The 16147-nt window shown below is 55.7% G+C and carries 12 protein-coding genes; 6 read left to right on the forward strand and 6 right to left on the reverse strand.

The window, feature by feature from the left end; translation table 11 throughout:
• Positions 1 to 107: 107 nt before the first annotated feature.
• Positions 108 to 3632 (reverse strand): YhdP family protein, encoded by a 3525-nt coding sequence (locus ACXAIA_RS15170; protein WP_475350065.1) that lies wholly within the window; start codon positions 3630 to 3632, stop codon positions 108 to 110.
• 265 nt (positions 3633 to 3897) lie between these two features.
• Between ACXAIA_RS15170 and ACXAIA_RS15175 the strand changes: the two genes are divergently transcribed.
• Positions 3898 to 6873, forward strand: a complete 2976-nt coding sequence (locus tag ACXAIA_RS15175) for a bifunctional [glutamine synthetase] adenylyltransferase/[glutamine synthetase]-adenylyl-L-tyrosine phosphorylase (RefSeq protein ID WP_475350066.1) — start codon at positions 3898 to 3900, stop codon at positions 6871 to 6873.
• A 95-nt stretch (positions 6874 to 6968) separates the two neighbouring features.
• Entirely contained in the window at positions 6969 to 7433 is a 465-nt protein-coding gene (gene bcp, locus ACXAIA_RS15180; protein WP_475350067.1) for a thioredoxin-dependent thiol peroxidase, read from the forward strand.
• Here the strand turns inward: bcp and ACXAIA_RS15185 are convergent.
• Complete coding sequence (locus tag ACXAIA_RS15185; protein ID WP_475350068.1) at positions 7420 to 7605, reverse strand: hypothetical protein; 186 nt, start codon at positions 7603 to 7605, stop codon at positions 7420 to 7422. The genes bcp and ACXAIA_RS15185 overlap by 14 nt on opposite strands.
• A gap of 55 nt (positions 7606 to 7660) precedes the next feature.
• On the opposite strand from ACXAIA_RS15185, the gene ACXAIA_RS15190 reads away from it, so the two are divergent.
• The 3 genes from ACXAIA_RS15190 (at position 7661) to adhP (ending at position 10554) form a co-directional block, all read left to right on the forward strand.
• The gene (locus tag ACXAIA_RS15190; protein ID WP_167724028.1) at positions 7661 to 8431 is read left to right on the forward strand and encodes a response regulator; all 771 of its coding nucleotides are present in this window, start codon (positions 7661 to 7663) and stop codon (positions 8429 to 8431) included.
• A gap of 134 nt (positions 8432 to 8565) precedes the next feature.
• Entirely contained in the window at positions 8566 to 9414 is an 849-nt protein-coding gene (locus ACXAIA_RS15195) for a ferritin-like domain-containing protein (RefSeq protein ID WP_475350069.1), read from the forward strand.
• A gap of 117 nt (positions 9415 to 9531) precedes the next feature.
• Complete coding sequence (gene adhP, locus ACXAIA_RS15200) at positions 9532 to 10554, forward strand: alcohol dehydrogenase AdhP (protein ID WP_475350070.1); 1023 nt, start codon at positions 9532 to 9534, stop codon at positions 10552 to 10554.
• Between the two features lie 62 nt (positions 10555 to 10616).
• On the opposite strand, the gene ACXAIA_RS15205 is transcribed toward adhP, so the two are convergent.
• Complete coding sequence (locus ACXAIA_RS15205; protein ID WP_475350071.1) at positions 10617 to 11138, reverse strand: methylated-DNA--[protein]-cysteine S-methyltransferase; 522 nt, start codon at positions 11136 to 11138, stop codon at positions 10617 to 10619.
• Positions 11139 to 11140: 2 nt separating this feature from the next.
• Complete coding sequence (locus ACXAIA_RS15210) at positions 11141 to 12628, reverse strand: DNA-3-methyladenine glycosylase 2 family protein (RefSeq protein WP_475350072.1); 1488 nt, start codon at positions 12626 to 12628, stop codon at positions 11141 to 11143.
• 273 nt (positions 12629 to 12901) lie between these two features.
• On the opposite strand from ACXAIA_RS15210, the gene ACXAIA_RS15215 reads away from it, so the two are divergent.
• Positions 12902 to 15040, forward strand: coding sequence for a methyl-accepting chemotaxis protein (locus ACXAIA_RS15215; RefSeq protein ID WP_475350073.1), 2139 nt, complete (start codon positions 12902 to 12904; stop codon positions 15038 to 15040).
• 83 nt (positions 15041 to 15123) lie between these two features.
• Here the strand turns inward: ACXAIA_RS15215 and ACXAIA_RS15220 are convergent, their stop codons facing one another.
• Together ACXAIA_RS15220 and ACXAIA_RS15225 are read right to left on the reverse strand one after the other, a co-directional pair.
• Positions 15124 to 15729 carry a nucleoside deaminase gene (locus ACXAIA_RS15220; protein ID WP_475350074.1) on the reverse strand — a complete coding sequence of 202 codons (606 nt, stop codon included), beginning with the start codon at positions 15727 to 15729 and terminating at the stop codon, positions 15124 to 15126.
• Positions 15730 to 15847: 118 nt separating this feature from the next.
• Positions 15848 to 16102: a hypothetical protein gene (locus ACXAIA_RS15225; RefSeq protein WP_475345601.1), complete on the reverse strand. Its 255-nt coding sequence runs from the start codon at positions 16100 to 16102 to the stop codon at positions 15848 to 15850.
• Between the last annotated feature and the right edge of the window lie 45 nt (positions 16103 to 16147).

Genomic DNA, 16147 nt, shown 5'->3' on the forward strand with positions numbered 1-16147 from the left:
CGCCGTCATGCGCAAAATCATTGTAAGGGCAAACGCAAGGATGCGCATATATCATGCAGCGGTCCTTGACACTTAACACCGCTGCTTTTTTGTGTTCGTATCTCTACCTATCCCGGCTCAGCGCCGGTAATCAGGTTACGGAAAACACCCGGCACAAAGGTCGAAAGCGGATTGACGGTAATGTCGGGTTCGTCGAGATCGCCTTCAATCGTGTAGGTCGGGGCAAAGATGCCACCGCCTTCTTCGCCCACCAGAATATCACCCAGGATCGGAATGGCACCGAGGGCGGAGTTCAGCGCATAGATTGGCACGATCGAGCCCGCCAGACGGATTTCCGATTTCGCCAGATCAATCGATCCGTTTGCCGTCACCCCGACGGCAGAGCCATTTGCCGCGACCTTTGAAAGCGACAACACATCATTCACATAGGTGAATTCGCCGTTCAGCTCGTTAAAGGAAATGCCATTGCCCTGCAAAACATCGCCAAGACCGGTGAGCGAAGCAGCACTCAGCACGCGCGCCGCAATCGGCGCATTGACCACACGAAATTCATCAATGCTGGCCTGCCCGCTAAACGGTTGGGCAAAGTCGCGTTCATCAACCGTCCCCTCGATCGTCAGACGCCCGCCCAGAAGATTGTCATACATATCCACTGCGCGCAGGAAACGCCCGGCATCTTCGCTGGTTAGCGTCACCGTGCGGGTCTGGAAATCCTCGCGGGTGACTTGCGCAAATACATTGGCCCGGTCTCCAAATGCCCCGTTCAGGACAAGACGATCCCACTCCTGCCCGACGGTATGGATGGACCCACGCACATCGGCGAGTAACTCGCCGTTGGCCATGACCATCTGTTCGATATTGAGGAACACTTCGGTCGTGCCGCCGGTGCGTTCGGCGCGGCCGCCAATACCACCGCTATTGGCGCCCGAAAGGTCCCGTGGCGTATCGTCGCTGTCGCCTTCGTCATCCACGATCCACGGGGTTGCGATCAGTTGGCGGGCGGTGATTTCAAGTTCGCGGTTATCGGTTTCCTGACGCAGGGTGATCTTGCCGTCATTCAAAAGCGGTTCTTCACCTTTTAGCAGGAAACCACCCGCCTCAAGCGTGACGAGATAATTCTGCATCTCGGGCTCGGCGTCCGGCGCACTGTCTTTGGCTGCATCACTATCAATGAAGGACCGCAAATCAAACTGCGCACCGCGAAGATCGACCAGCAGACGGTCGCCGTCTTCCATACGGACGGTGCCGGCAAGATCGATATTCTCCCGAAAACGGGTGTCTTGCAGTTCGACCAACCATTTGTCGGCCATGGCGTTATCACCGCGCCAGTTTGCGCGTCCGCTGGCTTCAAGTGCCGGGGCCGAGATGGCAAAACTGTCAATCACGCCTCCACCATCAAACTGCACGGCAACATCGAACTTGGCGGATGCAGAAGCCCCCGGTTCCTTGCGATAGCTAACCGTTTCATTGGGAATGGAAATCCCGACATCGGCAAGATCGACATCACCGATCACACGCACCTTGTCCGAGGCAACCCGAATATCAAGATCGCCCTTGGCCATCCCGTTCAGGTACGGTCGCGGGTCAAGTTCGATATCGGGCAGAACGGCAAGATCAAGATCGCCTGACAGCTTATAATGGCTTTTGACATCGGCTTGCTGGTCGAATGTTTCCACCCAGTTAATATTGGTTTTGCCACGGCCAACTGTTGCAGTGCCGCCAAGCTCAAGCCCCTTGGTGTTGACCTGCAATTCAAAGCTGCCATCGGCGATATCCATGCCACGAAATGCCGATGTAATCGCCGCGTTTTCAATCCGCGAGGCCGCTGCGACATCAACATCATCAAAGGTCACAGCGCGTAAAAGCGGGAAGTTGAGGCGCACACGGGTGGCCTGTTCGCCGCTGATCCGGGCCGGATCAATGCCAAGCCGCGTGGCAAAGCCAAGTGGTTTCGCCTCGATCAGTTCAAGTGCCTTGCGCGCGCTGCCCTGCGCGACGATTTCGATATCTGCCGAGGGTACCGGTTCATCGAGTTTCGAAAAGATGATGCTGGCATCAGTGACCTCAAGACCATCGGCCTCGCCGGTATCGACAAAGATGCTGAAACTGGTTTCATCAAATTCTGCCCGCCCGGCGGAATTGAGCACTTCGGGCATTTCGCCAAGGTAATGCACCGTCACACCCGACATCGTCATCTGACCGCCCAGGTCGTCAAGAACAACCTCGCCGGTCTCATCCTGATGCAGTTCCGTGTGCATGGTTGCCTGATGAACAATACCCTCGGACAGGTTGGTCACAACCCAGGTACGCGCATCATGGCCAACGCCCTCGGGCCAAAGACGATCAAGATCGTCGGTCGCGACGTCGGTGGCAGAAACATCAAGGTTCACCTGCCACTGGCTGAACGGATCAAGCACAACGCCCTGCAATTTCGCCGAGGCATCGCCGACATTCAAAACAACATTATCAATGCTGAAACGACCGGGCACAAAACTTGTGACAATCTGCCCGTCTGTCACGCGGTAGGTCGCCCGCAATTCTTCGGGGAAGGTAATCACCCCGCTGCCAACGGTCATATCCGTCGATGCCGAAATCAGTTCGCCATTGGCATCAAGGCGGGCTTGCACCTTGCCCGACACCGGGACATAGGCGTCACGAAGTTCTTCAAACAGGTCTGATATGCTGACAAGATTGGAAAGCTCGACCTCGCCGATATCGGCTTCAAGGTCCACCTCGCCGGTTTCGATACTGTAATCCCCGGTCACCCGGACCTGGGTCGCAATATCACCCGCACTGACCTGCAAGGAGGCCTCGGCCCCGATCCCAAAGGCACGACGCGACAGCAGGATATCGGCCTGTGGTGCGGCCCAGACGATACCTATTTTCTCATCGCGGACTTCAAGGTCGGCATTGACGATCCCGAAGCTTTCGAAATAGGCCGCAGCCGGAATATCGGTGCGCTCGCCCGACAGGATGGCAATCACATCATGCAAAACCGGATTACCGGACTGCTCGACAAGCGCGGTATCATCTTCTGGATTTTCGGTTTCACGCGCCGGTTCTTCGGCTTCGCTATCCGGGGCATCTGGCAGATCAATCACGACCGATGATCCACGGCCCTTTTCATAGGTTTCCCCGACGGGTGCCGCTGCACCATCAACCGCGCTTTCGGTGTCCGGGAGGGTTGCAACTTCTTCCACCGCCTCTTCGGCGATATAGCCGACATCAATAGTACCATCTGCACTGCGTTCAAGACGAATGCGTGGACCGATCAGATTGAGTTCACGAAGGGCCAGTACGCCTTCAAACAGCGCCTTGCTGGAAAAGACAACATCGGCTTCGGGGACGTGGAGGAGTTCCTGATTGTCCGGGCCAAAGATGCTGACATCGCGCAAACCGACATCAAACTTTTCATCCCAGCCGCGCCAGCGCAGAACGACATCGTCGACGGCCAGCCGGTTATTGCCCATCGATTGATTGAGGTGGTCGACCAGATACGGGGTCAGGCGATGCAGGGACACGGGTTCCTGGGACAGCCGCCAGATCGTGACTGCTGCGAACACGCCGACAAATAGGACGATGGCTGATAAAGTCAGCGCCAGCCATCCGGCAAAAGTCTTAACGTGGCGCACTCTTTGTACCCTGTGTTCCCGATGTCATATGCAGCAATATCAACAACCTGTCAGGTCTGGTATGATTGTGGCGACGACCACCTTACCTGAAAGTACCAGACCGTTATTGATCTATACCCCTTTTTGTCCGATCACAGAAAAGCTAGAAACAGATAAGTCATCCTGTTGATCAGGACGTCCAACTCCTTGCAGAGTTTATGCAATCAGGCGCAACCCTTTGCATAGCGCGGTTTGTGACCATTTCGCAATACAAGGAACGCAAAAAGTGTCTCTTTCCTGGATTTCACAGGACCTGCCCAAAGCCTTCGATTCCGATCGTGTCGCCAATGCGTTCGAACGCTGGAACGCGCTGGGTGATCGACCGGTGTTTGAAAGCCTGTCAGACAAAATTGGCGAGATTGCGTCCAATCCCCAAAAACGTGCGGTTTTGGAAGCACTTTTTGGCAACAGCCCCTATCTGACCAACCTGTGCCTGCGCGATCCTGATACGGTTTGCGATGTGTTTGATCGCGGCCTTGATCAGGCTTTTGCCAATGCACTTAAGCCGATCCATATCAGTGCGAATGCACGCGATCTGGATCAGGCAGCTGCAATGGCTGCTGTGCGTGTTGCCAAACGCAAGGCAGCACTTGTGATTGCGGTCGCCGATATCTGCAAGGCCTGGCCGCTCGATAAAATTACCTCGGCCATCAGTGAAACGGCGGAACGCACGCTTGATTTCACCATGGCGCATTGTTTGTCCGCCATGGCGCGCCTGCGCAAATATGATCTGCCAAACCCGGAAAACCCGCTTGAAGGATCGGGCATCTTTGCCATTGGCATGGGTAAGCTTGGGGCTGGCGAGCTTAACTATTCATCCGATATCGACCTGATTTTCCTGTATGATCAGGATGTGGTGACCTATCTGGATCCGGATCGCATTCAACAGGATCTGGTGCGTATGGTGCGCGACATCACCCGGATCATGGAAGAACGCACAGGCGATGGCTATGTTTTCCGCACCGACTTGCGCCTGCGCCCCGATCCCGCATCCACCCCGCCGATCCTGTCGATGATTGCAGCCGAAACCTATTACGAAACCGTCGGGCAGAACTGGGAACGTGCGGCCATGATCAAGGCGCGCATCGTTGGTGGGGATCGCAAATCAGGTGACGAGTTTCTTGAAATCCTGCGCCCGTTTGTCTGGCGCAAGCACCTTGATTTCATTGCCATTCAGGACATTCATGCGATCAAGCGCCAGATCAACGCCCATAAGGGCGGCAGCAAGATCAATATCCCCGGTCACAATGTGAAACTTGGCCGTGGCGGCATCCGCGAGATCGAGTTCTTTGCCCAGACCCAGCAACTGATCTGGGGCGGGCGCGAAATTGCCCTGCGCGGCAAGGCGACCTGCGATACCTTGCGCACGCTGACTGAATTCGGTCAGGTGTCCGAAGAAGTCCGTGATGAAATGCTGGCTGCCTATGATTTCCTGCGGACAGTCGAACACCGCCTGCAGATGATCAATGATCAGCAGACGCAAACCCTGCCCGATACCGATGACGGCTTGCTCGCCCTTGCGACCTTCCTTGGCTATGACACACTTGATGCCTTCAAGGCGGATTTGCTGCTTCATCTGCGCAATGTTGAAAACAACTATGCCGAATTGTTCGAGGATGATGTGCCGCTGGCCGGCACGTCTGGCAATCTTGTTTTCACCGGCACCGAAGATGATCCCGATACGCTGAAAAACCTGCGTGAGATGGGCTTTGAAAATGCCGAGAATGTCTCGGTCACCGTGCGCGGCTGGCACCATGGGCGTTATCGCGCGACCCGATCGCGTCGGGCGCGTGAAATCCTGACTGAATTGATGCCGACCCTTTTGGGTGCCCTTGGCAAAACCACCAATCCGGACATGGCGTTTCGCGCCTTTGATGATTTCCTCAAAGGTCTTCCGGCCGGGGTGCAGCTGTTTTCGCTGTTTACCGCCAACCCGCAATTGCTGGAACTTCTGGCCCAGATTGCTGGCACCGCGCCGCGCATGGCGAAATATATCGGGCGCAATGCCGCGGTGCTGGATTTCGTTCTGATGTCGGGCTTCCACGAAGAATTGCCTGATGCCGACGCGATGATTGCGGAGCTTGATGTCCGCCTGTCACGCGAAGACATGGTCGAAGACTGGCTGGATACTGCGCGGCGTTGGGCGAATGATCAGAAATTCCAGATTGATGTGCAAACCATCCAGAACCGTCAAACCCCGCACGAAGCGGGCCGGGCCCTGGCCGATGTGGCCGACGTTGCCATTCGTGCCCTGTTCCCGCGCATTGCCGACGATTTTGCTGCCAAGCATGGCAAGTTTGCCGATGGCGGGCTTGCGGTCTTTGCGCTTGGCAAGCATGGCGGTCAGGAACTTTCACCCGGGTCGGACCTTGATATGGTGTTTATCTATGAGGTCCCCGAAGACGCCGAAGAATCTGATGGCAACAGGCCCCTGTCACCCGGCCATTATTACATCCGGCTGAGTCAGCGTTACATCAACGCCCTGTCGGCCCCGACCGCCGAAGGCGTGCTGTTTGAAACCGATCTGCGCCTGCGTCCCAGCGGGTCCAAGGGGCCGCTTGCGACCCATTTCAAAAGTTTTGAGGCCTATCAGAACAATGAAGCCTGGACGTGGGAGCATATGGCACTGACCCGCTTGCGCGCGGTTTATGGGCCCAAGGCGCTGTGTGACAAGGTGCTGGCGACCACCAATGACGTGTTGTGCAAAAAGCGCGATCCCGACCAGCTGGTGCGTGCGGTCTATGACATGCGCAACCGCATGGAAGCGGGCAAAGGCGACAACCACCCGTGGGCGATCAAGATGCGTCGTGGTGGCTTGGTTGACCTGGAATTCATTGCGCAATATCTGCAACTGCGCCATGCCCATGACCATCCCGAAATCCTGTCCCCGACCACACGTGAGGTTTTCAAAAACCTTGGCACAGCTGGCATCATGGAGGCTGAAGAAGCAGAATTTCTGGCCAATGGCAGTTCCTTCTGGCTGGCCCTGCAAGCCATGTTGCGCCTGACCACCGAAGGCCCGTTTGATCCGGAAAGTGCGAGCGAGGATTTGCAAAAGATGCTGGCCAATGCTGGCAAGTGCGATGATTTCGCAAGCCTTCAGGACAAAATGGAAAGCACGGCAACGCGTATCAAAGATATCTATGACCGTGTGATTGCCGCGCCCGCCGAAAAGGTTACGCCATCAGACTCACCACAATGATCCAACAGCCCTTGCCAAGCTTATAAGACATTATATTTTCTCGACCATATCCATCCCACGATGGCGGCAAACAGATCAGAGATAAAGGATAGACCATGACAGTTGATGTTGGTGACAAGGCCCCGGATTTCAAACTGCCAACCGATGGCAATGGCAGCGTGCAACTGTCTGACCTGGCAGGCAAGCCGGTGGTGATCTATTTCTATCCCAAGGATATGACCCCGGGCTGCACGACCGAGTCTTGCGAATTCCGCGATGCCGAACCCGATTTCAGCGCAGTTGACGCGCAAATCATCGGCATTTCCAAAGACAGCGCCGAACGGCACGACAAATTCAAGGCCAAGCATGATCTGAACTTCATTCTCGCCTCTGACGAGAACGGCACCACCTGCGAGGATTACGGTGTCTGGAAAGAAAAGAACATGTATGGCAAGAAATTCATGGGCATTGAGCGTTCCACCTTTGTCATTGATGGCAGTGGTGTCATTCGCAATGCCTGGCGCAAGGTCAAGGTCAAAGGCCATGTCGCCGAGGTTCTTGAGGCCGTCAAAGCCCTTTGAGTTCAGCATTTTTCAGCAACAAGGCCCGGCTTTTCAGTGCCGGGCCTTTGTTTTTTTCAGCACAAAAAATGTTTTCTTTCAGGCTTCTGGCAATATCGCAATTTGCTGATTTTGTTGCCATCCCTTGTTTGTCGGGATAAAAATTCGGATATGGGAGTGATGGGTGATGCATTGTCCTCACCTGTTTGATGAAAACTCACCGGCATGCCGGCAAAGCGGGTAATTCAATGAGTAACAATGTTGTCGATCTCGACGATCAGATGCTGGCGGATTTTCGCGACGAAGCAAATGACATCATCAATTCGATTGACGTTCATCTGCAGAACGCACGCGGTAAAAAAGATCCTGCCCACCTGACCGCCATCCAGCGCGAAGTCTTCAATCTGCGGTACAAGGGCAAGTCGGTTGCAGCACCGCTGATCAACCTGACCAGTCATCGTCTTGCCGATTACGTCACGACCTGCAAGGAACTGAATGATGGCTCGATTGAGGACATTCAGGCCTTTGTCGATAAAATCCAGTCCCTGCTTGAAGGTGACATGACAGCCGGTGGCACCGACACCGCCGAATTTGTGCGTGAACTGCCATCCAAACGGGCCCCTGATATTGATCCGGCCTGGTTGAAGAAGGCCAATGTCGAAGCACTGCTGGTCATTCCGCAGCGCTCGATGGCAACCATTCTGGAACGCGAACTTGCCGCCTGCGGGTATCGAAGCTCGGTCACGCAAACTTCGTTCGAGGCGATTGAACTTGCGGTGCGCACCCGTCCGGATTTCATCATCGTTGCGAAAACCATTGATGAACTAAGCGGCGTTGATGTGGCTAATGCCCTTCAGGCGATGCCAAAAACGCGCGGCATTCCGACCGCCGTTCTGACCTCGGATGCACCGAACCACCCGTCGCTTCAGGACCTGCCATGCCGAACCGCGATCATCCGCAAGGGCAATGCCTTTGGCGAGGATCTGGCAGAGGCACTGGCACGCTTTAACATCACCTAGTTCATTCCACCGACGAAATTGATCAAGGGCGGACCGGCACCATGACGGACCGCCCTTTTGCTTTGGCATTGACCCGGTCCCCACCAAGTGGCAGACAAAGCGCACCCGAGAAACAACCCCGTACCCGGACGATCATGACCAAGCTGACCCTTGCCGAAGCCGCGAAAAAGGCCCTTCTGACCGAAGACGCCGCCGAGAAGGCCAATGTCACCGCCGAAATGGCTGCCATGTGGCGCAGCGGCGAGATCAGCGAAGTCGGCTCCACCGACCTGCCCAACCGCCCGGGTCGTCCGGCAAAGCCGGAACTTCTTGCGCCCAACAAGATGCCCAAACGCAAGAAAGGTAGTGTTCAGGGCCGCATCGGGCTTTTGCATGCGCTGGCCCATATTGAGCTTAACGCGATTGATCTGGCCTGGGATCTGTGTGTGCGCTTTCCAGAAGCCGACATGCCGCGCGATTTTCATGATGCCTGGGTTCAGGTGGCTGATGACGAAGCCCGCCATTTCAAAATGATCAGCAAGCGCCTTGGCGAACTGGGCGCGGCCTATGGCGATTTGCCGGCCCATGACGGGCTATGGCAGACATCAATGGATACGGCCTATGACATCTTGCCGCGTCTCGCCGTGGTGCCGATGGTGTTTGAGGCCCGCGGTCTTGATGCTACCCCGCCAACCATCGAACGGCTTCTCGCGCATGGGGATACGGAAAGTGCGCGTATTCTTAAAATCATCGCCCATGATGAAATCGCCCATGTCGCAGCCGGTCGAAAATACTACGAATATGTCTGTGATCAGCGCGGGCTGCCCTATTACACCACCTGGCATGACATGCTGCGCAAACATTTCCGTGGGCCGCTCAAACCACCCTTTAATGACGAAGCACGCTACGAAGCCGGGATGCCGCCCGACTATTATCAGGACTATGTCCTTGAACTGCCCGACATTGATGGCGAAAGCGCATCAACAGCACACCGCCAAAAATAAATCATCAGACAATTGATACAGCTCATGGTGGTAGTGCTTTAAATCATCGACACTCCCAAGCGCGATATTTGACGAAAAGCATGATCTTTTCACTGTCATCAGCAAGGAGTTGTCACCATGCCCTCCACCATGAAAGCCGCCGTTGTTCGCGCTTTCGGCGATCCCCTGTCGATTGAAGAAGTCACCGTACCCAAGGTCACGCCGGGAAAAATCCTGGTCAAGATCGAGGCATCCGGCGTCTGCCACACTGATCTTCACGCAGCCGAAGGCGACTGGCCGGTCAAACCGAACCCGCCCTTTATCCCCGGTCACGAAGGGGTCGGCATTGTTGCCGAAGTTGGCGAAGGTGTAAAATCGGTCAAGGAAGGCGACCGTGTTGGCGTGCCGTGGCTGCATTCGGCCTGCGGTCATTGCCATCACTGCATTACCGGTTGGGAAACACTGTGCGGTGAGCAGCTCAATACCGGTTATTCCGTCAATGGCGGCTTTGCCGAATATGTTCTGGCAGATCCCGATTATGTCGGCCACCTGCCCGACCCGCTTGCATTTGGCAATGCCGCGCCGGTCCTGTGCGCTGGCGTGACGGTCTATAAGGGGCTCAAGGAAACCGAATGCAAACCCGGCGAGACCGTGGTGATTTCCGGTGTCGGCGGACTGGGTCATATGGCCGTGCAATATGCCAAGGCCATGGGCATGAAAGTTATCGCCGTTGAAATTGCAGACGAGAAACTCAAACTCGCCAAGGATCTTGGTGCGGACTGGACCCTAAATGCGGCCGAGGCCGATGTTGTCGCCGAAGTTCAGAAACAGATGGGGGGCGCCAACGGCGTGCTGGTCACCGCTGTTTCGCGCGCGGCCTTCAAACAGGGCGTTGGCATGCTGGGCCGTGGTGGCACCATGGCGCTGTGCGGCCTGCCCCCGGGAACGTTTGAACTTGATATCTTCGATACCGTCCTGTCGCGCAAAACCATCCGTGGATCGATTGTCGGCACCCGTGCGGACCTGCAGGAAGCCCTTGATTTCGCGGGCGATGGCAAAGTGCATTCCCACTTCACGACCGAGCCGATGGAAAACATCAACTCGATCTTTGATCGTATGCGTGACGGCAAGATCGATGGCCGGATCGTCATGTCGATCTGATCAGCCGACCCACAACCGCCACAACAAAAAAGGCTGCCACCCGGCAGCCTTTTCTTTTGATATCAGGCCGCCTTGGCCCGCATGGCGGCCTCGTGCTCCAGCAGCCATTTCTTGCGCTCAAGCCCACCGGCATAACCGGTCAGGGTGCCATTTGACCCAATCACCCGATGGCATGGCACAATGATCGAAACCGGATTAAGCGCATTGGCGCGCGCCACGGCCCGCACCGCCTTGGGGTTGCCCAACTGATCAGCCAACCCGGCATAAGACAGGCTCTGACCACTCGGGATCGTGATCAGGGCATCCCAGACTGATTTCTGGAACGCGGTACCGACCATGTTGATTGAGTCCATCGGCAACGGCCCGACGGTGCCTGCGAAATAGTCGTCCAACCACTTGATCACTGGTGCGGGTGCCGTGCCGCCTTCTTGCCAGTCAAGGTCCTTGAAACGTCGGGTTTGGATGGTGTGCAGGCGGTCGTCATTGTCTTCAAAATCAAGATGCACCAGCTTGCAGCCAATACTCGCAAGCGAGAGTTTCCCGATCGGGCTTGCGTAGCGCATGACATTAATCTGGGTAGACATCATCATTCTCCTTCCAATGCGGACCAAAGATACTGCGCGGCATAGGCCCGCCATGGCCGCCAGTTTTCCGAAATGCTTTCAAGCGCCTTGGGTTTGTCCGGGCCACCGCCCATGCTTGACGCCTTGAGGATGCCAAGATCAGCCGCCGGAAAGGCATCCGGATCGCCAAGCCCCCGCAGGCCAAAATAATTCAGCGTCCATGGGCCAATCCCCTTGATCACCGTCATTGTCGCAATTAGCTCATCACCGGATTTCTGATCGCAGTCCGGGCTGGCAAAAAGATCAATCACATCGGCAAGGGTTTGCGCCCGGCGCGTGGTCAGGCCAATCGGGATCAGTTCCTGCCCGATCAGGCTGTGTGGTGTTGGAAAGACATGCGTGATGCCGGTTCCGTCCACCAGATCATCTGGCAAAGCATCCCCAAAACGCGCGACCAGCCGACCGGCCAAAGTCCGCGCGGCTGCGACCGAGACCTGCTGCCCCAGCACGGCACGAACGGCCAGTTCAAACCGGTCCCAACATCCGGGCACCCGAAGGCCCGGTCGTTTTTCCACCAGCGGGGCGAGTAATGCATCCTCGGCAAATTGCGCGGTGATCGATGGAACATCGGCATCAAGATCAAACAGCCTGCGCACCCGTTCGCCGATTTCAAGTACCGCCTCACGCGCAGGACCGCGCAGGATGACATCGACGCCACTTTGATCTGAACTGAAATGGCAGATCATCAAACCCAGACGCGCGTCAATTTTGAAGCCGCGCACATAGGTGCGCTCCCGCACGGTTTCCAAACCCGGAATGGCACGCGCCCGGAAAAAGGTCAGAAGGTATTCGGCGTCAAACGGTTGGCGGGCGCGAAGGCGTAAAATCAAATCATCACTTCGCGGGGCAAACGGATCATCCGATCCCGCATTTGCCGGTGTGCTGGATTTCACCCCCCGCCTGAAGGCAGTTGGGGCCTGACCATAGGCAGACTTCATCGCGTCGTTAAAGCGGCGCAAACTGCCAAACCCGGCGATGTCGGCGATTTCGGTCATTGTCAGGTTGCTATCAACAATCAACTGTCGGGCACGGAGCAGTCGCCGTGCCTTCGCATGTTCCTGCGGGGTGACGCCGGTATGGTCCTTGAAGATGCGGCGCAAATGCCGGTCCCCGACGCCAAGCCGATCCGCTAGCCCCGCAATCGAGCCGTCTTCAAGCGCGCCTTGATCAATCAGACGCACCGCGCGGGCCACGGTGGCATGCACGCCCGCACTTGCCGGGCTGCCCGGCGCTGCTTCGGGCCGGCAACGCAGGCACGGGCGAAAGCCGTGCGCAATCGCGGCCTCGGCACTGGGATAGAATTCGACATTGTCACGCTTGGGCGTCACGGCCGGGCAGATCGGACGACAGAAAATCCCGGTGGTGCGCACGGCCGTATAGAACCGCCCGTCAAAGCGACGGTCCCGGGTTTTGAGTGCCTGATAGCAAATATCGTTATTGAGCTGTTCCATGTCCGGCAGTTTAGCAGAACTGATCGATAAAACTCGCCAGATTCGGACTCAGACGTTCCAAACACCGTTTGCAAGCACATACAGTGCGCACTTCAACTCTGGCGTTCAATCACCAAATACTCAACAAACAATCAATATCCCTAAATGGGGATGTTTTCGCGTCGTCAACAAAAGTAAAAACTATACCAACGGTTAATTTTGACACTGTCGAAACCTGGACGAAAGTCCCCCAGAGCTCGCCAACGGGCGACGGGCACTGCGAGAGGAAATGTCATGAAACGTATTTCGGTGAAGCTGCCGACGATCATAGCGTGCCTGATCCTGCTGACCGCGCTGAGCGCTGGTGGCATTTTGTCTTTTGAACTCTGGGTGACCCAGAAAACAGAAGTCCATAACAAACTTCTCGCGCTCACAGATGCTCGTAAACAGTCTATTCAATCCTATCTGACATCGATTGAGGAAGACCTGATCATCGAAGCCGACAGTGGCTTTACGCGTGATGCCCTGAACGCATTCACCCAAGGTTGGGACCGTCTGGATGGCAATCCGATGTCAAAGCTTCAAACGCTTTATATCTCGGACAATAAGCATCCGCTTGGCGAGAAGCACCTTCTGACCGATGCCGGGGATGGATCCGACTGGAGCCAGGCGCACCGCACCTATCACCCGCATTTCCGCGAGTTCCTTGAACTAAAAGGATATTACGACATCTTCCTGATCCGTCCGGATGGCGAGCTTGTCTATTCCGTCTTCAAGGAAGCGGACTTTGCCACCAACCTCAATGACGGTAAGTGGGCAGATACCGATCTTGGACGCGTATTTCGCGATACAATGGCACTAAGCTCACCCAAAGACATCGCTTTTACCGATTTCAGCCCCTATACGCCCAGTGCAGACGCACCGGCCAGCTTCATCGGCCATCAGGTCCGCACCGAATCCGGCGAATTGCTTGGCGTGCTTGTTTTCCAGATGCCGATTTCACGCATTAACAACATCATGAATGTGTCTGTTGGCATGGGTGAAAGTGGCGAGACCTATATCGTTGGGCAAAACGGATTGATGCGCAGTGATTCGCGATTCTCCGAGGAAAGCACCATCCTGAAAACCCGTGTAAACGAGGATGCAACGCGCGAAGCGTTGGCAGGCAATAGTGGTATTCACGAAATTCTTGATTATCGTGGTATCCCGGTGATTTCGGCCTATATGCCGGTCCACTTCAATGGCGTTGACTGGATTGTACTGGGCGAAATCGATACCGCCGAAGCATTCGGGCCGGTTTATAGCGCCTTGATGATCGCGGCAGTGATCGTCGCCATCGTGACGGCCCTTGGCGTTGGCGGAAGCATGGTTTTTGCCCGCTCGGTCACCAAACCGATTGAAAAGATTGTTGGTAATCTTGGACAGCTTGCCGATGGCAAACTTGATACCGAGGTCTTTGGCACCAACCGCGCCGATGAAATAGGCGATATCGCCAAGGCAACCGAAGTCTTCAAAACCAACATGATCCGGGCCAAGGAACTTGAAGCCGAGGCTGAAAAGTCCAAGGAACGCGCTGCTGCAGAAAAGCGTGAGCAGATGAACAAGCTTGCCGATGCCTTCCAGGACAATGTCGGCTCGATTGTCAGGGTTGTGGCGTCTGCCGCGACCGAGCTTGAAGCAACCGCGCAGGGTCTGACAGCAATGATGGCACAGACCAACACGCAGGCAACGTCGGTATCAAATGCGTCGGGCCTTGCCAGTGCCAATGTCGAAACGGTGGCATCTGCCTGCGAGGAGATGGCAACCTCCATCCGGGAAATCAGTGCGCAGGTTCAAAACGCCACCAGCATCACGACCCGTGCAACCGAAACAGCCACCTCGACGCGCGAAACCGCGAACGGACTGGCAGACTCTGTGCGTGAAATTTCCAGCGTGGTGGAATTGATCCAGGACATTGCTGAACAAACCAACCTTCTCGCGCTCAATGCCACGATTGAGGCGGCGCGCGCAGGCGATGCGGGCAAAGGGTTTGTGGTTGTTGCACAGGAAGTCAAAAACCTTGCAAGCCAGACCGCTCGTGCAACCGAAAACATCGCAGGACAGATCGAAAAGGTACAGCGGATCACCAACACCATGGTGACCGCGGTCGATGAGATCAGTGACGTTATTGAAAACAACAAACAAAGCTCGACCGTGATTTCGGCCGCCGTGGAGCAGCAAGACGCCACCACGAACGAAATCACCCATAACATTGCTCTTGCCGCCAATGGCACGCAGGAAGTCGCCAACGCAATTACCGATGTTACCAAGGCCGCAACCGAAGGCAGCCATTCCGCAGCCCAGGTTCTTGCCAGCGCACAAGAGCTCTCACAATCTGCAACCCGACTTGGCAAGGAAGTCGATAGCTTCATCGCAACGGTGCGAGCTGCCTGATCAAATCTCTCGCCCAAGCCAAAACGTGCTCCGTTTCATAACGGGGCACGTTTTTTGGTTTGGAAACTCGACTTGCGCTGGGTTTAGCTTAGCGGGATATCGTTATCTGCCTTGCTGTCCTGATACTGCGCAGAAAGCGCGTCATATTCATCGGAGATCGCCTTGGCCCGGGCGACATAGGCTTCTTTTTCGTCGCCCGGCATCTCTGCAACCATGCCCATCATCGAATGGCTGTCCCAGAACGCGTTGGATTTGTTGTATTCGCCGTCTTCAAGCGTGAAGACCTCTTTCATGATTTTCAGGTCATGGGGGATGGCAAAGGCATCGCGCGAATCTTCATAGGAAAAGAAATAGTAGAAATTATCAAACCCGGCCCAGGTGATGGCGGAAAGGCACATCGAGCATGGCTCATGCGTGGAAAGGAAGATCAGCTCCGAGGTTGCCGGGCGCTGATCAGCGGGGATTTCATAGAAGCGCTTCAGACAATGAACCTCGCCATGCCAAAGCGGGTTTTCGGTTTCATTGTTGGTTTCAGCAATCACCAGTGACAGGTCATCCTTGCGCAGGATCGCCGCCCCGAAAAGCTTGTTCCCGCCCGACACCCCGGCGCGCGTTTTTGGCAGAATATCGTCTTCAAGCACGGAAAACAGGCGCTCGAGGATTTGTTGATCGGTTTTGGTATCGGACATGTTGGCGGCCCCGGATGGCGATGAATTCACATCAGGCCATTTCATCGCGTCCGGGCCGCCAAGCCAACCTGTTTTTCGTCTTCCAATACGCAAAACAGCCTATCGATAGGCTTTACAATCAAAGGCCGCGCAATATGCCATCGTTGTCAGGCATCTGACGGCTTTCCGGCGGAACCGGAATGTAGAAATCACGGTCAAGCAATGTCGAGATCGAAATCAGGGTTGGTGATTTGGTATCGCGCACCTTGGTGATCAGCGCATGATCGACCGGTGCCATTTCGCGGATCTTGATAACTTCGAAAATCGGACCGTTGGGTGTCGCGAGTTTAAACTGGTCGCCAACCGCGACCGGACCATGGGACTGATGGGCCATTTGGATCTTCCCGTGAGAGTATGGATGTTTGCTCCACACGCCCTG

The organism is Thalassospira sp. ABL2_045 (genome assembly GCF_056161285.1).